General features: G+C 69.7%; 17 protein-coding genes and 1 pseudogene. 8 read left to right on the plus strand and 10 right to left on the minus strand.

Annotated elements, in window-relative coordinates; genetic code table 11:
- Positions 1-284 precede the first annotated feature (284 nt).
- Genes ADL12_RS03510 through ADL12_RS03550 form a run of 9 tightly spaced genes read right to left on the minus strand, consistent with a single transcriptional unit; the run spans position 285 to position 8384 of the window.
- Positions 285-920 (minus strand): LutC/YkgG family protein, encoded by a 636-nt coding sequence (locus ADL12_RS03510; RefSeq protein ID WP_062698340.1) that lies wholly within the window; start codon positions 918-920, stop codon positions 285-287.
- Positions 917-2416, minus strand: coding sequence for a LutB/LldF family L-lactate oxidation iron-sulfur protein (locus ADL12_RS03515; protein WP_062698342.1), 1500 nt, complete (start codon positions 2414-2416; stop codon positions 917-919). The genes ADL12_RS03510 and ADL12_RS03515 overlap by 4 nt, the downstream gene beginning before the upstream one ends.
- Positions 2413-3153, minus strand: coding sequence for a (Fe-S)-binding protein (locus ADL12_RS03520; RefSeq protein WP_062698344.1), 741 nt, complete (start codon positions 3151-3153; stop codon positions 2413-2415). Before ADL12_RS03520 ends, ADL12_RS03515 begins: the two co-directional genes overlap by 4 nt.
- Positions 3144-4049, minus strand: coding sequence for an amidohydrolase family protein (locus tag ADL12_RS03525; protein ID WP_062698346.1), 906 nt, complete (start codon positions 4047-4049; stop codon positions 3144-3146). The genes ADL12_RS03520 and ADL12_RS03525 overlap by 10 nt, the downstream gene beginning before the upstream one ends.
- On the minus strand, positions 4046-4357 hold the full coding sequence (locus ADL12_RS03530) for an L-rhamnose mutarotase (protein WP_062698348.1): 312 nt from the start codon (positions 4355-4357) through the stop codon (positions 4046-4048). The genes ADL12_RS03525 and ADL12_RS03530 overlap by 4 nt, the downstream gene beginning before the upstream one ends.
- Positions 4354-5364 (minus strand): aldo/keto reductase, encoded by a 1011-nt coding sequence (locus ADL12_RS03535; protein WP_062698516.1) that lies wholly within the window; start codon positions 5362-5364, stop codon positions 4354-4356. The genes ADL12_RS03530 and ADL12_RS03535 overlap by 4 nt, the downstream gene beginning before the upstream one ends.
- 5 nt (positions 5365-5369) lie before the next feature.
- The gene (locus tag ADL12_RS03540) at positions 5370-6143 is read right to left on the minus strand and encodes an SDR family NAD(P)-dependent oxidoreductase (RefSeq protein ID WP_062698351.1); all 774 of its coding nucleotides are present in this window, start codon (positions 6141-6143) and stop codon (positions 5370-5372) included.
- Positions 6140-7477: an L-fuconate dehydratase gene (locus ADL12_RS03545; protein WP_062698352.1), complete on the minus strand. Its 1338-nt coding sequence runs from the start codon at positions 7475-7477 to the stop codon at positions 6140-6142. The genes ADL12_RS03540 and ADL12_RS03545 overlap by 4 nt, the downstream gene beginning before the upstream one ends.
- Before the next feature lie 55 nt (positions 7478-7532).
- Positions 7533-8384 (minus strand): fumarylacetoacetate hydrolase family protein, encoded by an 852-nt coding sequence (locus ADL12_RS03550; protein WP_062698354.1) that lies wholly within the window; start codon positions 8382-8384, stop codon positions 7533-7535.
- Between the two features lie 875 nt (positions 8385-9259).
- Between ADL12_RS03550 and ADL12_RS03555 the strand changes: the two genes are divergently transcribed.
- The 6 genes and pseudogenes from ADL12_RS03555 to ADL12_RS58000 form a co-directional block, all read left to right on the plus strand.
- Positions 9260-10324 (plus strand): sugar ABC transporter substrate-binding protein, encoded by a 1065-nt coding sequence (locus tag ADL12_RS03555; protein WP_062698356.1) that lies wholly within the window; start codon positions 9260-9262, stop codon positions 10322-10324.
- A gap of 128 nt (positions 10325-10452) precedes the next feature.
- Positions 10453-12054 (plus strand): sugar ABC transporter ATP-binding protein, encoded by a 1602-nt coding sequence (locus ADL12_RS03560; protein WP_062698359.1) that lies wholly within the window; start codon positions 10453-10455, stop codon positions 12052-12054.
- A 2-nt stretch (positions 12055-12056) separates the two neighbouring features.
- Entirely contained in the window at positions 12057-13106 is a 1050-nt protein-coding gene (locus ADL12_RS03565) for an ABC transporter permease (protein ID WP_062698361.1), read from the plus strand.
- Between the two features lie 95 nt (positions 13107-13201).
- Entirely contained in the window at positions 13202-13903 is a 702-nt protein-coding gene (locus ADL12_RS03570; RefSeq protein ID WP_062698363.1) for a FadR/GntR family transcriptional regulator, read from the plus strand.
- 194 nt (positions 13904-14097) lie between these two features.
- Positions 14098-14319, plus strand: a complete 222-nt coding sequence (locus tag ADL12_RS53690) for a hypothetical protein (protein WP_159053069.1) — start codon at positions 14098-14100, stop codon at positions 14317-14319.
- Between the two features lie 596 nt (positions 14320-14915).
- Positions 14916-15172 (plus strand): annotated as a pseudogene (locus ADL12_RS58000) (transposase); the annotation flags it as partial.
- Positions 15173-15335: 163 nt separating this feature from the next.
- On the opposite strand, the gene ADL12_RS03575 reads toward ADL12_RS58000, so the two are convergent.
- Complete coding sequence (locus ADL12_RS03575; protein ID WP_062698365.1) at positions 15336-17390, minus strand: alpha-L-fucosidase; 2055 nt, start codon at positions 17388-17390, stop codon at positions 15336-15338.
- Positions 17391-17700: 310 nt separating this feature from the next.
- Here ADL12_RS03575 and ADL12_RS56010 point away from each other — a divergent pair, with 310 nt between their 5' ends.
- Positions 17701-17910 carry a hypothetical protein gene (locus ADL12_RS56010; protein WP_062698367.1) on the plus strand — a complete coding sequence of 70 codons (210 nt, stop codon included), beginning with the start codon at positions 17701-17703 and terminating at the stop codon, positions 17908-17910.
- Positions 17911-18255: 345 nt separating this feature from the next.
- A complete protein-coding gene (locus ADL12_RS58005) occupies positions 18256-18564 on the plus strand; it encodes a hypothetical protein (RefSeq protein ID WP_208614459.1) in 309 nt (102 codons plus the stop codon).
- The last annotated feature ends 251 nt before the right edge of the window (positions 18565-18815 follow it).

Raw genomic sequence — 18815 nt, forward strand, 5'->3', positions numbered from 1 at the left:
GTCGTCTCCACCGGGCCGCTACGCGTCGCCCAACACGACGATGTCCAGGACACGCGGCCCGTGCACGCCTTCCTCCCGGTCCGCCTCGATGTCGCTGGTGGCCGGGGGCCGGACACGAGCGTCAGCGCACGGCCCCGGGAGCGCGCCGATCCGGCCGTCGCGCGTCAACAACCGGGCTCCCGGGGCGGCGAGTTTCTGGACTGCGGCCAGCCGTCCCGGGGGACAGACCGGCGGATGGCATCTCCTGCCCTCCGCCGGGGTCCGGGCTGTCCCGCACGGAGCTGCTACTCGTCCACGATCACGACGATGTCCAGGATCCGTGGCCCGTGCACGCCCTCGACCCGGTCGAGTTCGATGTCGCTGGTGGCCGAGGGACCGGAGATGAGCGTCAGCGGCCGGTACGGGTCGAGCCGGCTCAGCGCCTCGGGCACGTCGGGGACGATCTGGTCCGCCCGGACAACGCAGATGTGCTGATCCGGCAGCAGGGTCAGCGCCCGGCGCCCCTGGCCGGGACCGTGGTCGAGGGTCACGGTGCCCGTGACGGCGATGGCGGTGGCGGCGGTGGTGACCACGGCGTCCGCCGCGTCGAGTTGTCCGACCTTCAGTCGCGGGACGTCCTCCAGCCTCGACCAGGGCCCCTCCGGGACCAGGTCCTCGGGGAGTCCGGGCGGCACCACCACGGACCGCGCTCCGGTGCGTACCAGCGCGCGGCCGACGGCGGCAGCGGCGTCGGCCGCCGTGGCCCGGACCACGGTGGCGCGGTACTCTGCGGCGCGCTCGGTGAACAGCCCGACAATGTCGGGTCCCGCGTGGTCGGCGCGACGACCGTGCGGGAGCGGTCCGTCGTCGGGGCTCTCGTAGCCGGGCACGTCGGCCAGGGCTCCCCGTACCGCGTTCAGAACGGTCTTGCGGCCGCTCATCGTCTTCCCTTCTCTGCTGCTGTCGTATGTCTTTCGTCTCGCGCGGTCGTCCTCGTACGGCGCCACCAGGAACGCAGCGATTCCCGGGGCGGCGCGGGCGTGTCGCGGGTTCCGGACCAGCGGGCGAACGGACCCGGCAGCGCCCCGATCCGGCCGTCGCGGGCGATCAGTCGGCCCCCGAGGGCTGCCAGCCTCTGGGCTGCGGCCAGGCGCCTCGGGGAGGACAGCACAGCCCCCGCGGCCTTCATCGCCAGCGCCTCGATGGTGGGCAGCCGCCGGCTCCGGCGCTTGGCCTCGACAGCCTCGGCGCGCAGATGGACCAGCACCTCGGGGATGTTGATCTTCACGGGGCAGGCGTCGTAGCAGGCCCCGCACAGGGTCGAGGCGAAGGGCAGCGAGGCCGCGTTCTCGATGCCGACGAGCTGTGGGGTCAGGACGGCGCCGATGGGGCCGGGGTACACGGAGCCGTAGGCGTGGCCGCCGGTGCGCTCGTAGACCGGGCAGACGTTCAGGCAGGCCGAGCAGCGGATGCAGGACAGCGCCTGGCGGCCGACCTCGTCGGCGAGGGTGGCGGTGCGGCCGTTGTCGAGGAGCACCAGGTGGAAGTCGCTCGGTCCGTCGCCCTCGGTGACGCCGGTCCACAGCGACGTGTACGGGTTCATGCGCTCGCCGGTCGATGAGCGGGGCAGCAGCTGGAGGAAGACGTCCAGGTCGGCGAAGGTGGGCAGGACCTTCTCGATGCCCATGACGGTGATCAGGGTCTCCGGCAGGGTCAGGCACATCCTCCCGTTGCCCTCCGACTCCACGACAGCGACCGTGCCCGTGTCGGCCGCGGCGAAGTTGGCGCCGGAGACGGCCACCTTCGCCCGCAGGAACTTCTCCCGCAGATGGAGCCGGGCCGCTTCGGCGAGGTCGCGCGGGTCGTCGGTGAGGACCTCGGGGGCCGGTCTCCCCCACTCCCCCATCTCCCGCAGGAAGATCTCCCGGATCTCGGAGCGGCCCCGGTGGATGGCCGGCACGAGGATGTGCGAGGGGCGGTCGCCGCCCAACTGCACGATGAGTTCGGCGAGATCGGTCTCGTAGGCGCGGATGCCGGCGTCGGCGAGTGCCTCGTTGAGGCCGATCTCCTGGGTCGCCATCGACTTGACCTTGACGACCTCGCTCTCGCCGGTCGCCTGCACCAGCTGGGTGACGATGTGGTTGGCCTCGGCCGCGTCGGCCGCCCAGTGGACGGTGCCGCCCGCGGCGGTCACCGCCTTCTCCAGGCGCAGCAGATGGCGGTCGAGGTGGCGCAGGGTGTGGCGCTTGATCGCCGCGGCCTTCTCCCGCAGCTCCTCCCAGTCTTCCAACTCGGCGGCGACCGCCAGCCGTTTGTCCCGGATGGTGCCGGTGGCCCGGCGCAGGTTCGCCCGCAGTCGGCTGTCGGCGAGCGCGGTGCGCGCCGCCTCGGGGAAGGCCGGTGTGCCCAGCCATACGACGTTGTCGGCGCCGCTCATCGTCCGTCCCCTTCCGTGGCGGCCAGGATTTCAGCCAGGTGCAGTGTTCCGACGCCGGTGCGCAGGCGGGACAGGCCGCCGCCGATGTGGGTCAGACAGGAGTTGTCGCCCGCGCACAGGAACTCGGCTCCGGTGTCCAGGACATGGCGCATCTTGTCGGCGAGCATGGCGTTGGACACGTCCGCGTTCTTCAGCGCGAAGGTGCCGCCGAAGCCGCAGCAGGAGTCGGCGGCGGGCAGTTCGACGAGGTCGATGCCCTTCACGGCGCGCAGCAGCTTGAGCGGCCGGTCGCCGACCCGCAGCATGCGCAGTGAGTGGCAGGTCGGGTGGTAGGTGACGCGGTGCGGGAAGTACGCGCCGACGTCGGTGACACCGAGGACGTCGACGAGGAGTTCCGACAGCTCGTACACCGTCGGTACCACCTGCTCGACCGCCTCGGTGAGGGCGGCGTCCCCGTACTGGGCGGCCACCAGCCGGTGGTGGTCGCGCACCATGCCCGCGCAGGATCCGGAGGGGGCGACCACGGCGTCGTACCCCGCGAAGACCTCGGCGAAGCGGCGCACCATCGGCAGGGTCTCGGGGCGATAGCCGGTGTTGAAGTGCATCTGGCCGCAGCAGGTCTGGCCCTGCGGGAACTCGACCGTGTGACCGAGGCGTTCGAGCAGGGTGGTCACCGCCTGGCCGGTGCGGGGGAACATCGTGTCGTTGAAGCAGGTGATGAAGAGGGCTATGCGCATGGTGCTTCCTGAGGGCCCGGGACCCCGGTGATGGTCAGGCCGTAGGTTCGTACGGCGGTGCCGGTGAAGACCTCGTGGCGTTCGGCGGCAGCGAGTCCCGCCGTCAACTCGGTTGCTGCGGCGATGACTTGGGCATAGGGGGCGGCGAGACGGCAGACCGGCCAGTCGGAGCCGAACATCAGCCGCTCGGGCCCGAAGGCGTCCAGGACTGTGTCGGCGTACGGCCTGAGGTCCTCGACGGTCCACGAGCCCCAGTCGGCTTCGGTGACCAGGCCGGAGAGCTTGCAGACGGCGTGGGGAAGGAGGGCGAGCCGGCGGATGTGGCCGGCCCAGGGATCGAGGGTGCCGGACGCGATGGGCGGCTTTCCCAGGTGGTCGAGGACGAAGGTGAGGCCCGGCAGTCGCTCGGCCGCCTCGACGGCGGCGGGGAGTTGGTGGGGTTTGACCACCAGGTCGTAGACCAGTCCGGCCTCGGAGACCGCGTGCAGTCCGCGCTGCACGTCGGGGCGGAGCAGCCAGCGGGGGTCCGGTTCTCCCTGTACCTGGTGGCGGATGCCCACCAGGTACTCGCCTCCGAGGCCCGCGCGCAACCTCGCGAGGTTGTCGGCGACGTCGGGTGCGGTCAGGTCGGCCCAGCCGACGACGCCGGCGACCAGGTCGCTGTGCGCCGCCAGGGTCAGGAACTCCGGGGTCTCCTCCGGTACGGTGATCGTCTGCACGAGCACGGTGGCCGCGACCCCGGCGGCGCGGGCCTCCGGTTCCAGGTCGGCGAGGGTGAAGTCACGGAGCAGCGGGGCGAGTTCGGGGCCGCTGATCCAGTCCTGGTCGCGGACGGAGAGGTCCCAGACGTGGTGGTGGGCGTCTACGATCCCGGGTTCGGTCTCGGCCGGGGTCACAGCTGCCACACCACCGGTAGTGAGGCGTCCGCGCCTTCCGCGGAGTAGTCGTGGACGACGTCGAGCAGCTCGGCCATCCGTGCCTGCCAGGTGATGTTGACCGGGAGCTGCTCCAGTTCGGCGATCATCGCCGGGTAGTCCTCGACCTCCACCAGGTGGAACAGGTCGGTGCCGCTGCGCCAGATCGTCCACTCGCTCACCCCGGCGGCGCGGATCGCGGCGGTCAGTTCCTCGGGGACCTCGCGGTGGGCGGCCTCGTACTCCTCGATGCGGTCGGCGCGGACCTTGGTGTGCAGGGCGACCCTCATGACGGCTCCTTCGACGGCGTGGACAGGGGGACGGGGGTGCCCTCGGCCAGCAGTCCCTCCGCGTGCAGCTCGTCCCACAGCGCGTCCGGGATCGGGCGCCGCAGCTGCTCAACGGTGTCCCGTACCTCCTCGGGGGACCGGGCGCCGGTCAGGACGCTCGCGACCGCGCCATGACCGAACGGGAAGCGCAGGGCGGCGGCGCGCAGCGGCACGCCGTGGCGTTCGGTGACCGCCAGCAGGCGCAGCGCCCGGTCGAGCACCGGCTGCGGCGCGGGCGCGTAGTCGTACGTGGCGCCTGGACGCGGGGCCGTGAGCAGCCCGGAGTTGAAGACGCCGCCGACGACGACGCTCCGGCCGCGGGCGGCGGCCTCCGGCAGCAGCTCGGCGAGCCCGTCCTGCTCCAGGAGGGTGTAGCGGCCGGCCAGCAGCACCACGTCGATGTCGGTCTCGCGCACGAAGCGGGCGGGCAGCGCGGACTGGTTCATCCCGACGCCGATCGCCCCGATCACACCCTCGGCGCGCAGCCGCTCCAGCGCCGGGTACGCCTCGCGCAGGGCCTGCTCGGCGTGGTCGTCCGGGTCGTGCAGCAGGGCGACGTCGATCCGGTCGAGGCCGAGGCGGTCCAGGCTCGCCTCCAGGGAGCGCAGCACCCCGTCGGCGCTGAAGTCCCATACGCGGCGATGGGTGGCGGGGACGGCGAAGCCATGGGCCAGATCGTCACCGGGGTCGGCCGCCGGATTCGGTACGAGGAGTCGGCCCACCTTGGTGGAAACGGTGTACGTGTCCCGGGGGCGGCCCCGCAGCGCGTCGCCCAGCCGCCGCTCCGACAGGCCGAGGCCGTAGTGGGGTGCGGTGTCGAAGGTGCGGATGCCGGCGTCCCAGGCCGCGTCGACCGTGGCGTGGGCGGTCTCGTTCGTGACCGGGTGATAGAGGTTGCCGATTCCCGCGCAGCCGAGCGCGAGTTGTGTGACCTCGACCGTGCTGTCGCCCAGCCTCGTCGTCCGCAGCGGAGTCACGGCCGGGCCGCCGGACGCAGCCGCAGTCCCTGCATGCCGCCGTCCACCGCGAGCGCGGTGCCGGTAACGCTGGCCGCGGCCGGACTCGCGAGGTAGACGATGGCCGCCGCCACCTCGTCGGCGCTCACCAGACGGCCCATGGGCTGGCGGGCGTTGAGGGCGGCTCGCTCTGCTTCCGGGTCGTCGGCGGCGTCGAGGAGCCTGCCTACCCAGGGGGTGTCGGCGGTGCCGGGGTTGACGCAGTTGACGCGGATTCCCTCGCGGACGTGGTCGGCGGCCATGGCCAGGGTGAGGGACAGCACGGCGCCCTTGCTGGCGGAGTACAGGGCGCGCTGCGGGAGTCCGGCGGTGGCCGCGATGGAGCAGGTGTTGACGACGGCCGCAGTGCCCGGACGGGCAGTGGCAGCGCGGCGCAGATGGGGGAGGGCGGCCCGGGTGGTGCGGACCATGCCGAGGACGTTGACGTCCAGGACGCGGTGCCACTGCTCGTCGGAGTTGTCCTCGACGGTACCGATGGCGCCGATGCCGGCGTTGTTGACGAGGATGTCGATGCCGCCCAGCGCGGTGGCCGCGGCCTCCACGGCGGCGCGTACCGAGGTGTCGTCGCTCACATCGGCCTTGAGTCCGAGCAACGGCCGGGGCACACCGGCGGGTTCGAGGTCGAGGACGGCCACCGCCGCGCCCCGCGCGGCCAGCGCGCGGGCCGTGGCGAGCCCGATCCCGGCAGCGCCTCCGGTGACGATGGCCCTGAGACCTGACAGATCGGTCATGCCGCATCCTCCTGTCCGGCGAGGTCTGCCACCCAGAACGTCCCGTCCGGGTAACGGTATTCGGCGAGGGACTCCTCCAGCATCGTGGCGGAGAAGCCCGGGGTGAGCGGCGCGGTGTAGTGGCCGTCGCGCATCACCACGGGTGCGGTGAAGTGCTGGTGCAGGTGGTCGACGTACTCGATGACCCGGTCGTCGGTCGTGCCGGAGAGCGCCAGGTAGTCGAACATCGACAGGTGCTGCACCAGCTCGCACAGCCCCACCCCGCCGGCGTGCGGGCACACCGGTACGCCGAACTTGGCGGCGAGCAGAAGGATCGCGAGGTTCTCGTTGACGCCGCCGACGCGGGCCGCGTCGATCTGGAGGACGTCGATGGCACCGGCCTGGAGGAGCTGCTTGAAGATGATGCGGTTCTGCACGTGCTCGCCGGTGGCGACCTTCACCGGGGCGACCGCCTGCCGTACGGACGCGTGGCCCAGGATGTCGTCGGGGCTGGTCGGCTCCTCGATCCAGTACGGGTCGAACTCGGCGAGCGCCTTGGTCCACTCGATCGCCTCGTCCACGTTCCACCGCTGGTTGGCGTCGATGGCGATGCGGATGCCGTCGCCGACGGCGGCGCGGGCGGTGCGCATCCGCCGGATGTCGTCGTCGAGGTTGGCGCCGACCTTGAGCTTGATCTGGGTGAAGCCGTCGGCGACGGCCTGCTTGGCCAGCCGGGTGAGCTTGTCGTCGGAGTAGCCGAGCCAGCCCGGTGAGGTGGTGTAGCCGGGGAAGCCGCGCTCCAGCAGGAACGTCTCGCGCTCTGCGAGCCCCGTCCGGCCCTCGCGCAGCAGCCCCAGGGCGTCCTCAGGGGTGAGGGCGTCGGCGATGTAGCGGAAATCGACCTGGGAGACCAGCCACTCCGGGGAGGCGTGGGCAAGCAGCTGCCACAGCGGCTTGCCCTCCCGCTTGGCGGCCAGGTCCCACACGGCGTTGACCACGGCGCCGATCGCCATGTGCATCACGCCCTTCTCGGGGCCGAGCCAGCGCAGCTGGCTGTCGCCGATCAGGTCGCGGCTGAGCGAGCCGGGGTCGGCGCACAGCTCGTCGACGGACCGGCCCACGACGTGGGGCCGCAGGGCGTCGATCGCGGCGACCTGGACGTCGTTGCCGCGTCCGATGGTGAAGGTGAAGCCGTGGCCTTCGAGCCCGTCACCGGCGTCCGTGCGCAGCACCACATAGGCGGCGGAATAGTCGGGGTCCGGGTTCATCGCGTCCGAGCCGTCCAGTTCCCGCGAGGTGGGGAAGCGGACGTCGTAGGTGTCGACGCCGGTGATCCGGGCGGAGATTGCAGTCAAGGGGGTGCCTTTCACGCTGGGGCGAAGGTCTGGTCACACTGGGGCGACGGTCTGCTCACGCTTGGGCGAAGGTCTGGCGCTGGCCGCCGAGCCCGTCGATGGACAGCTCGACGGTGTCGCCGGGGCGCAGGAAGGGGGTGCCGGGAAGGCCCAGAGCCACACCCGCGGGCGTACCGGTGTTGATCACGTCGCCCGGCTCCAGGACCATGTACTGGCTCAGGTACGCCACGATGTGGTCGACCGGAAAGATCATGTCGCTGGTGTGCCCGTCCTGCCGCTTCACGCCGTTGACGCTCAGGTGCAGCCCGAGATCCTGCGGGTCGCCGACCTCGTCGGCGGTGACCAGCCACGGGCCGAGCGGGTTGAAGGTCTCACAGGACTTGCCGAGGTCCCACTGGGGCGAGTACTCCAGCTGGAACTCGCGCTCCGAGACGTCGTGGCTGATCGCGTACCCCGCGATCACGGCCCGCGCGGCCTCAGGTCCGTCGAGGTAGCGAGCCCGGCGTCCGATGACGACCGCGAGTTCGACCTCCCAGTCGGTCTTCACGGAGCCGCGGGGGACGAGCACCTCGTCGTACGGTCCGACGACCGTGCCCGGGTCCTTCATGAAGACCACCGGACGCGGTGGAATCGCCGCGCCTGTCTCGGCGGCGTGGTCGCGGTAGTTCAGGCCGATGCAGACGACCTTGCCGGGGCGGGCGACGGGTGCGCCGATGCGCAGGCCGTCGGCGTCCAGTTCGGGCAGCGAGCCCTGCGCGAGAGCCGCGCGGGCCCGGTCGACACCGTCCGAGGCGAGAAAGGTGCCGTCGACGTCGGAGGTCAGGGAGGAGAGGTCCAGCAGCCGGCCGTCGTCGGTGCGGACGGCGGGCCGCTCCTCACCGGGTGCGCCGACACGTAGCAGTTTCACTGGGCAACTCCCTTGCCGTGGTGGCTGGTTCGTTGGGGATGACGGTCGGCTGTACCGGGTGGGCCGCCGACTCGCACCTGGCCGAACCGCTGCAGAAGGGCCTCGATTCGCGCGCCCTCAGTCATCGGATGTATGGCGGCCCCGTGACTCTAGACGCAGGTGAGGCCACCTGACAACGGATACCTCGGATGAATTAGCTCTCTCGCCGACACTCACCTATCCCTCAAGCCGCATCTGCCTGGGATATCGCCCAAGCGTGCGAGCGGTAGGGTTCCCACCCTCCGATGAATCCAGAGACACCTCATACGGCAACATTCCCTGGCGAGAGGCCATGGGTGCTTCTTCCTTCGAGGTCGCCCGAAGGAAGAAGCACCCCTCCTCGGGACCCTTCAGGCCGCTCACGCGGCAGGGTCCAGTGGCACCGTTTCCGATTTGTGAGCTGCTTCCGCCTGACCCCTCTCGGCCGCTGGATCAGTGAAAGCGCAGGCAGAACCCATGATTCACCCGATCGTTCGGCCCGTCAGGCCCGGCCCGCGAGGGCCGGTGGCCCGATGCGACACAAATCGACTGGGGTGAACCCTTGTCAACTTCGGCAACGCCGTCGTAACGTCCTCGTCGTCCGAGATACATCGGAGGAATGTTCTACGGCTCACAGTGCGCCCATTCGGGGCGCGCAACGCGACCGCTCACTTTCCGCCACCTCGGTCACCGGCTGACCCTCGCTTCCGTCCCCCTCGGGCGCGGTCCGCACATGCCCTGTGTCGGACCGATCCTTGCCCGGCAGGCGGCCTCGCCCCATCCCCTGCGGGCGGGTACGCCGTCCTTCCCACCGTCGCCCTGCGGCACCCCGCCCTGGCCAAGGAGACAACACAGCCATGAAGCTCACCCGCACCCGCACCCGCACCCGCTCCACCGCCGCAGCCGCCACCGCCGTCCTCGCGGTCCTGGCCCTCGCCACCGCGTGCAACCGCGACAGCACGGCCTCGGCAGCCTCGGGCGGCGGCGACAAGCCCGCCATCGGCATCGACCTGCCGCGTTCCGACTCCGACTTCTGGAACTCCTACGCCGAGTACATGAAGAAGGACATCAAGTCCGACGGCATCAACGCCCTGCCGCTGAGCAACTCGCAGAACGACGTCACCAAGCTGGTCGCCAACGTCCAGGTCTTCCAGAACACCGGCGCCAAGGCCGTCGTCATGGCGCCCCAGGACACCGGCGCCATCGCCTCCACCCTCGACACCCTGGCATCGAAGAAGATCCCCGTGGTCAGCGTCGACACCAGACCCGACAAGGGCGACGTCTACATGGTGGTCCGCGCCGACAACAGGGCGTACGGCACCAAGGCCTGCGAGTTCCTCGGCGAGCAGCTGGGCGGCAAGGGCAAGGTCGCCGAGTTCCAGGGCGCCCTGGACTCGATCAACGGACGTGACCGCTCCGAGGCGTTCGCGGAGTGCATGAAGACGAAGTTCCCGAAGATCAAGGTCTTCGAGCTGCCCACCGACTGGAAGGGCGACGTGGCCTCCGCCAAGCTCCAGTCGCTGCTCGCCCAGCACCCGGACCTGAACGGCATCTACATGCAGGCCGGCGGCGTCTTCCTGCAGCCCACCCTGTCCCTGCTGGAGCAGAAGGGCCTGCTCAAGCCGGCGGGCGAGAAGGGCCACATCGCGATCATCTCCAACGACGGCATCCCGCAGGAGTTCGACGCCATCCGCAAGGGCCAGATCGACGCCACCATCTCCCAGCCGGCCGACCTGTACGCCAAGTACGCGCTGTACTACGCCCAGGCCGCGGCCGAGGGCAAGACCTTCAAGCCGGGCAGGACCGACCACGACTCCACCATCATCAAGCTGCCCAACGGCCTGGAGGACCAGCTCCCCGCACCGCTCGTGACCAAGGACAACGTCGACGACAAGGCGCTGTGGGGCAACAACGTCGGCTGACCGCCGACAGCTCACGCCCGCGGTGTGGAGGGACGGCCGGTTCCCTCTCTCCACACCGCGCCCGAGCGCACCTCCCCGGCCCAGCATCCGTACACGGCAGCATCCGTACACGAAGGACGGTATCCACCATGGCGGACACCGCGACCGCCCGGGCCACCGGCCCCGGGCATCCGGCCCCGGTGGCCGAAGCGACCGGCATCAGCAAACGATTCGGGGCGACCGTCGCCCTGCGCGACGCACGTGTCACCATCGCCCCGGGCGAGTCGCACGCCCTGGTGGGACGCAACGGCGCCGGCAAGTCGACGCTCGTGTCCATCCTCACCGGACTCCAGCAGCCCGACACCGGCTCCCTGCGCTTCTCGGGCGAGCCCGCACCCGCCTTCGGAGACATCGACGCCTGGCGCTCCCGCGTCGCCTGCGTCTACCAGCGCTCCACCATCATCGGTGAGCTGACCGTCGCCGAGAACCTCTTCCTGAACCGGCAGAGCGCCGGCGCGGTACAACCCATCCGCTGGAAGCAGCTGCGGCAGCGCGCGGAGGAACTGCTCGCCGAGTACGGCGTGGCCGTCGACCCCGCCGCGCGGGCCAGGGACCTCACGGTCGAGCAGCGGCAGTTCGTCGAGATCGCCCGGGCGCTGTCCTTCGGCGCCCGCTTCATCATCCTCGACGAGCCGACCGCCAAACTCGACGCGCGCGGCATCGGCCGCCTCTTCGACAAGCTCCGCGACCTCCAGGACCAGGGCGTCGCCTTCCTGTTCATCTCCCACCACCTGCAAGAGGTCTACGACCTCTGCAGCACGGTCACGGTCTACCGCGACGCCCGTCACATCCTCACCGCGCCCGTGGCCGAGCTCGGTCACCAGGCGCTGGTGGAGGCCATGACCGGCGAGTCCGCCGCCACGAACACCGCCGCCACGAGCACGGCCCCAGCCGCACGGGCCGACTCCCCGGAGCTGCTGACGATCGACGGCCTGACGCTGCCCGGCGTCTGCGAGAACCTGTCCCTCTCGGTCCGCAAGGGCGAGCTGGTCGGGCTCGCCGGCGCCGCGGCCAGCGGCAACGTGCAGGTGGGCGAGGCCATCGCAGGCCTGCACCGCGCCAAGGACGGCGGCATCACGGTAGGCGGCCGGGTCGTGCGCACCGGCAGCGTGCCCTCCGCCCTCGCCGCCGGAGTCGGTCTGGTCCCCGAGGACCGCCACGTCCAGGGGCTGGTCAACAACCGCAGCGTGGCGGAGAACGCGACGCTCACCGTCACCGACCAGCTCGGCCCGTTCGGCACCGTACTGCCCGCACGCACCAGGACCTTCGCCCGGCGCATGATCCGGGACCTCGACATCAAGACCCCGGGAGCCGCCACCCCGGTCTCCGCCCTGTCCGGCGGCAACCAGCAGAAGGTCGTCGTCGCCCGCGCCCTGGCCACCGACCCCCATGTCCTGGTGGCCATCCGGCCCACCAACGGCGTGGACGTCAAGTCCAAGGAGTTCCTGCTCGGCCGGATCCGGCAGGTCGCCGACGGCGGCAAGGCCGCACTGATCGTCTCCGACGAACTGGACGACCTCCGGGTCTGCGACCGGGTCGTCGTCATGTTCCACGGACGGGTGGTCGCCGAGTTCGAGCGCGGCTGGCGGGACGAGCAGGTGGTCGCCGCCATGGAAGGCGTCGCCACTCCCGCGGCAGGCGCCGCATCCGCCTCATTCACCGCATCCGGCACCGAAGCGCACGGAAGGTAGTCATGTCCGCCACCACAGATCTCACCGAGCCCGCAGCGAGCAAGGCGGAGCCGGCCGCCGCGGAGACCGGCCGCCGCGGCAGCCGGATCGACCTCGGCCACTTTCGTGACCTGTCCCTGATCCCGGCCATCCTCGTGCTGATGCTGATCGGGTTCATCGTCTCGCCGGCCTTCCTCACCGCCGACAACCTCATCGGCGTACTGCAGCAGTCCACCGAACTGAGCCTGCTCGTGCTCGCCACGGCGCTCATCCTCATCTGCGGCCGGATGGACCTGTCCCTGGAGTCCACCATCGGCGTGGCCCCCGTCATCGCCGTATGGCTGGTCCTGCCCACCAGCGGTGCGCGGTTCACCGGCCTCGGCCTCTTCCCCGAGTGGATGGCGTTCCCGCTCTGCCTCCTGGTCGGCGTGGTGATCGGCGCCGTCAACGGATTCCTGATCCTGAAGCTGCGCCTCAACGGGTTCATCGTCACCCTCGGCATGCTGACCATGCTGCGCGGCCTTCAGGTCGCCCTCTCCGAGGGCCAGTCCATCGTCGAACTGCCCTCGTCCTTCACCTACCTGGGCAAGGCGTCCTGGCTGGGTATGCCCGCCGCCATCTGGGTCTGCGCGGTGCTCTTCGCGATCGGGGGCAGCGCGCTGGCCTGGCTCCGGCACGGCCGGGCGCTGTACGCGATCGGCGGCAACGCGGAGGCCGCCCGCACCGCGGGTATCCGCGTCGACCGGACCGTGTGGATCGTCCTCATCCTCGGCAGCCTGCTCGCCGCGTTCGCCGGCATCCTCTACAGCGGCCACTACGGCTCCATCTCCGCCACCCAGGGCAGCGGCTGGATCTTCCAGGTCTTCGCCGCGACCGTCATCGGCGGAGTCAGCCTCAACGGCGGCAAGGGCTCGATCTTCGGCGCGCTGACCGGTGTACTCACCCTCCAGCTCGTCGTCAACGTCATGACGCTCGCTGGCGTACCTCCGCTGTGGAACCAGTTCCTCAACGGCGCGATCATCATCGTCGCCCTGATCATCTCCCGCTTCGCCTCCGGCGAGAAGCAGGAGTAGCCGCGCCCGCCCCATGGGCAGCTCCGCCCGGCCCTGACGTCGCCGGGCGGAACCAACGCCCACCAGCGCATCCCCCAGCACGGAGAGGCACGTTCGTGGCACTGACCGACGAGGCCATCGACAAGATCAAGGCGATGATCGTCGCCGGCGAACTCGCGCCAGGCTCCCGCCTCCCGAAGGAGGAGATCCTCGCCGGACAACTCGGCCTGTCCCGCAACTCCCTCCGCGAGGCCGTCCGGGCCCTGACCGCCATGCGTATCCTGATCACCCGGCAGGGCGACGGCACCTACGTCTCCAGCCTCGAACCCCATCTGCTGCTGGAGAGCCTCTCCTTCGCCGCCGACGTCTCCCAGGGACAAACCGCGCTGCAGCTACTCCAAGTACGCCGACTGCTCGAGCCGCAGGCGACCGGAATGGCCGCCGCACTGCTGCAGCCGGAGGACATCCGGGAACTGCGCGACATCCTCGACCGGTGCCGATCCGCCACCACGGTCGACGAGTTCGTCGCCCACGACATCGCCTTCCATCTCAGGATCGTCGAGACCATCGGCAACCCGGTGCTGTCCATGCTGCTGCGCGTGCTCTCGACCCGCACCCAGCGCGTCCGCATCGTCCGCGGGAGCCGGACCCGTCGTGCCCTGGACAACGCTCACCAGGATCACGAGGAGATCCTCAGCGCGCTCCAGGCACGCGACGCCCACTTGGCAGTCTCCGCCGCGACCGTCCACATCGCAGCCGTCGAGCAGTGGCTGGCGGCCAGCCTGAACGACGGCCCGCTACCGGCGATCGACGGCTGACACTGTCCCGACCCGAGACTCACAGCCCCACGAGTGACACACATTTCACTGGACGAACAGCAACCTGGGTCGGCGTGGGCAGGATCGACGTACGACGAGCTGGCCGCCGCCCATGCCGAAGCCCTCAGCGAATGGGAGTCCGCCGCATGAACCCACAACACGTCCATGGGCCCCATGGACCACGGGATGGGTCCATGCGCTCCAAGGGGTCGATGCAGGTGAGGTCCTTGCCACAGGGTGTCCTCGACGCGGACGTTGTCGACCATCACGTCCCGGACGAGGTCGCCGTCACCGGGGTTGATGGCGATGCAGCCCTGGTAGAGCATCTGCGGTTCCCGGTGGTCGAGGATGTCGATGTTCTCGAGGCGCAGGTTCTCCCCCGGGATGGAGTTCCGCCACTACGTCGACGTCGATGAGGCACCCGCCGTTGGTCTGGAGCACGGCCATGAAGCGGTAGTGGTGGGCCTACGCGTCGATCCGTGAGGCGAGTCCGTCAAACGGATGGCCGCGTCGTCGACTTCGACCGACGACACCTCCGCATGCGCCGGCCGGAGCCAGGCGCGCACGGCGAGCCCTCCGCCGTCGATCGCGTAGGGGATCCCTGCCCGCCCTCCCTCGTCCGTCGGCCGCAGGGCCGCCGTATCTGTTCGCTCATGGACTCCTCGCAGTCTTGGCCCGCGCCGCCATCCCGTCGCGGCTCCCCGAAGCACTCACTGCGCCGACCGGCGGGGCCACCGCCGCCGACAGACCGGACTCCGACCATCCGGGAGCGGGGCCCGCGCCACCGGACGCCCGTTTCCGTCCTCGGCCTCGTAGGCGGTGGCGACCCCGGTGTAGGTGGCGCCGGGCCGGATCCGCCCTGCCGACGATCCGGTGTCGGACGCCGTCTGCGGGGACCGGGGCCCACTCCGAAGCCGTTTGGTTCGGCGGTGAGGAGGCCACGCTGAATGTCTGCGACGTAGGTTGACGAAGCCACCGGGCCATCGCTCGGCACCCAGTACTACCAGTCATGAAGACGATCTGGAGCACCACCCGTGGGAGCGGCTGAACCGCGGGATCAAACGATGAGCCTACGTCGTCCAGGTCTTCTCCGGCCCAGCGGCCCTCGACCGGCTCGCCGCCGCAGTCCTGGCCGAACTCCACGATGCGTGGCAGGTCTTCGACCGCCACTGTCTCCCGGACGGCTTGCTGGCCGAAATCTGCACCGCCAGACCCACCGAGGACAACCGCCGGCTTTCCCCGCCCGTACCGAATCAGCCCGGCAAGTGACTACACCACCGCACAGGACATGACCCCGTGCCCCACCCTCGGGTGACGCAGATCGGTTCGCCAACGGTCTCCACGAGTTCAGCACCCTTGCCGTTGCGGGCGCCTACCGACTCATAGGCGCCCGACGACGAAGACATCAGGCATGCCACCGGGGTCGCGCCAGTCAGCCGACCGGTCTGAACGTCCACAGCAGGTTGGTGTGCTGCTGCCACGTCCACTGCTTGGCCACAGCCCCTGCGGCGACCATGCCTCCGCCGTCGAGGACCAGCCCCGTGCTGCGGTTGGCGATCGAGTACTGGCCCTGGCCGCGGTGGGTGATCTGCCACTGCTGCGTGTTGCTTCCGTCCCAGGCCCTCTGCCGGGCCGGGTCGCCGTTGTTGGTAGCGCCCCAGCCGTCGGCGACCAGGCTGTTGGTGCGGTTGACGAGCCTGTAGTAGCCGTTTCCGAGTTCGATTGCCTGCCACTGGACATTGTTGTGGTCTATTGGCTCCCACTGCTTGAGGTTGGAGCCACTGGTGAAGTTGCCGCCGCTGTCCAGCACCAGGCCGCTCGTGACGTTGCCCAGGCGGAAGTACGTGGCCGGGTTGAACGTCACCCTCAGCGAGGCGATGGCGTCATTGTTGCCGGTCACCCGAAGATCGGCGGCGTTCGAGGTGAACGTCCAGGCGGTGCCGGTGAAGTTGTCGCCGGAGTAGCCCGTCACCCGGTAGCCGTTGGGCACCAGAATGGACGAGGCCATGGCGGGCCCCAGGCCGGCGGCGGACAGCTGGGAGGAGGTGTAACTGCCCAGCGGCAGAACAGCGCGGGTGCCCTGGTAGTCGACGTTCGAGAACACCGCCGGTGAGACACTCATGGGCATGCCTTGGACCTCGACGCACACCACGGAGACGTTGGCGTTCGGCGCGGTGGCCGGCACGGTGACGTTGATCTGGTCGGTGACGGTGTACGAGAGCGAGACCGAGGGGTTGTTCAGCAGATAGACGCGGCTGATCGTGTTGTCGATCCTCGGGATCCTCAGCTGGCCGTTCGTGGGCCAGCTGAAGACGTGGGCGAAGAGCTTGCCGTCCTTCTTGGTGACCTTCCCCCATGCGGGTTCGCTGGTGAACGGGCCGCCGCTGGTCCCGTGGATGCTGTCGCCGTACGTCGACATCCATGAGGCCAGGCCGTTGAGGACGGTCTGGGACCCGGCGGGGACCGAGCCGTCGCCCTTGGGGCCGATGTTCAACAAGAGGTTGCCGTCCCGGGAGACCACCGTGACGAGCTCCTGGATGATGTCCTTGACGGACCTGTAGGAGTTCTCACTCCCCGCGTTGTAACCCCAGGCGCCGTTCATGGTGGCGCACCGCTCCCACGGCCGGCCCATCGGCTCACTGGGGATACCGAACTCCGCGACCGCGTAGTCACCGAGACGGTGGTCCCGCTTGACCCGTTCGTTGACGATGAGGCCGGGCTTGCGGGCGATCAGCCAGTTGTAGAGGTCGACGCCGTCCGATTCCAGCCACCAGTCTTCCAGGGTGGGGCTGGAGGGCTCGCCGAACCAGTCACCGTCGAACCAGAGCAGCGCCGGGTCGTAGCGGTCCAGCAGTTCCTGAAGCTGCGCCTTCATGTCGGCGATGTAGGCGGTGCGGGCGGCCTGCGACGACATCGTCGTGAGGCCGCTTTCGTGGCGATCGGTCTGGGAAGGGTGGTTCCAGTCGAGGATCGAGTAGTACAGGCAGAACTTGATCCCGCGGCTCTCGCACTCGGTCTTGAGGTTCATGAGCGGGTCGGACTGGATGCCGTTGTAGTCGCGCAGGTTGTACTGCTTGGTGCCGGTGCTGTCGGTGAAGCCGGGGACGTTGGAGTCCCACATCGCGTAGCCCTCGTGGTGCTTGGCGGTGATCACGAGGTACTTCATGCCGGCGTTCTTGGCCAGTTCGGCGATGGCGGCGGCGTTGAACTGGGACGGGTTGAAGTTCTGGGTGACCTGCGTCTGGTAGTTCGCCTTGCTCCACTGCTGGGTGTCGAACGCCCACTCGCCCTGGCCGAGCGCCGAGTAGGACCCGTAGTGGATGAACATCCCGAACCTGGCCTGGTACCACCAGTCCATCTTCGAGGGGACGGTGTACGCCTCGGCGGTGGCGGGCCACAAGACCTGAGGCAGCCCGAAGGCCGCCACTCCTCCGGCAAGGGCGGCGGCCTTCATCAGAGAGCGTCTGCTGAGGGAGGCAGAAGACATGGTGCGGCTCCATGGGTCAAGGGAGGAGGGATGGCAGGGCGCTGGGAGCGGAACGCCGGCGTGGCGGCCGTGCTCCGCGTCACCCTTAGAAGACATCGGATGGATTTATAAGTGAACGACGATGGCCGCGTCTATAGCTGAGACGAGGTTGACCCAAACATGAGTGACAAGCGGGGGTCTCTTGCGGCGCGTAGAGCTCGAAAGATCACCCACTCGGCGACTGAAGCGCTATACATCGGATCTATTGGTGAGAGTGCAGCGCCCGGGCTGAACGGCTCAGTCGAGTGGCGGAACCCCAGGAGCGCCCTCGGTGTGGACCCGTCCGGATGGGCTGGAGCACCGCCCTCAGAGCTCGGGGATCCTCGACCGCGGGAGGGGGCGGGCCAAGACTGAGGTGGCGCGGCGGTCCGGTGACGTCTCGCAGCAGGCCGCGCCGGCCCGCGCCGAGACCTCGCCGGATCTGCCGCGCACCTCCATCGACACCGGCTCGGTTCTCACGGCTATGGACAGGGGCCGATAGGAGTCGGAAGTAGGTCAGGAACAAGTCCCGGCGCCAGGTCGCACGGCAGGTACCCTTCGGGAACGCAACCCACCGCCTTGGCGCGCAGTGCTTGGCGGAATCCCCGATCGCCGTGGCCGCTTGTGGGCCCACGCCTAAATCGCGCTCAACCGTGGAGGTCACTGAGGACAATCAGGCATTCACTGACCGGGACGGCCACCGCGTCGACGGCACTGACTGGAACCTGACCTTCGGCGGCGTCGGCGGTGCCCTCGTCTCCACACCGGCCGACCTGACGCGCTTCGCCTCCGCCCTGCTTGGTCGGCGTCTGTCGCATGCGGCCAACTGGATCTCATACGACAGACCGTGGCCGCTGACCCCGACCGGGTGTGGCCCGGCGCCCGCTACGGGCTGGGCCTGATCTCCACACCGTTGTCCTGCGGCGGCATGTGGTGGGCCCATGCGGGCGGGGTGCCCGGCGACCACGGCTCGCTGATCGCCGTCGGCTCCGGAGGCCGCAGCGCCGCCATTGCCCTCAACGAGCTGCCGGCCTCACACCAGGTCGAACACCTCGTCAACGTCGTCGACAAGTCCTTCTGCGAGGCCAGGTCTTCCGGCATCGACGACAGCGCGATCGTCTCGACAGTCCGGCTGTGTCCGTTGATCACGGGGTAGGCGTACACCGCCCAGAACAACGAGACGATGGCCACCTGGGCTTGACCCGCTTTGACAGACATCCGAGATCAGGGTTCCACCCCACCGACGCGCCGACCGCTCGGCCGGTCAAATCGCACAAGGGCTTCGACGTCGGCGGAGTGGAGGTTGGCGGCACTGGACGCCCTCCAAGGACACCGGCGCACAACGACGGTGCCCACGGACACGCGTCCTCAAGGGGTTCATCATCCCCACCGAAGCCAACGGACGTC

The organism is Streptomyces regalis (assembly GCF_001509475.1).
GTDB lineage: Bacteria > Actinomycetota > Actinomycetes > Streptomycetales > Streptomycetaceae > Streptomyces > Streptomyces regalis.

Excerpts from the sequence above, each read along its gene's own strand:
- ADL12_RS03510 (WP_062698340.1), bottom strand. The coding sequence starts at position 920 with ATGAGCGGCCGCAAGACCGTTCTGAACGCGGTACGGGGAGCCCTGGCC.
- ADL12_RS03515 (WP_062698342.1), bottom strand. The coding sequence starts at position 2,416 with ATGAGCGGCGCCGACAACGTCGTATGGCTGGGCACACCGGCCTTCCCC.
- ADL12_RS03520 (WP_062698344.1), bottom strand. The coding sequence starts at position 3,153 with ATGCGCATAGCCCTCTTCATCACCTGCTTCAACGACACGATGTTCCCC.
- ADL12_RS03530 (WP_062698348.1), bottom strand. The coding sequence starts at position 4,357 with ATGAGGGTCGCCCTGCACACCAAGGTCCGCGCCGACCGCATCGAGGAG.
- ADL12_RS03540 (WP_062698351.1), bottom strand. The coding sequence starts at position 6,143 with ATGACCGATCTGTCAGGTCTCAGGGCCATCGTCACCGGAGGCGCTGCC.
- ADL12_RS03555 (WP_062698356.1), top strand. The coding sequence starts at position 9,260 with ATGAAGCTCACCCGCACCCGCACCCGCACCCGCTCCACCGCCGCAGCC.
- ADL12_RS03560 (WP_062698359.1), top strand. The coding sequence starts at position 10,453 with ATGGCGGACACCGCGACCGCCCGGGCCACCGGCCCCGGGCATCCGGCC.
- ADL12_RS03565 (WP_062698361.1), top strand. The coding sequence starts at position 12,057 with ATGTCCGCCACCACAGATCTCACCGAGCCCGCAGCGAGCAAGGCGGAG.
- ADL12_RS53690 (WP_159053069.1), top strand. The coding sequence starts at position 14,098 with ATGCGCTCCAAGGGGTCGATGCAGGTGAGGTCCTTGCCACAGGGTGTC.
- ADL12_RS03575 (WP_062698365.1), bottom strand. The coding sequence starts at position 17,390 with ATGTCTTCTGCCTCCCTCAGCAGACGCTCTCTGATGAAGGCCGCCGCC.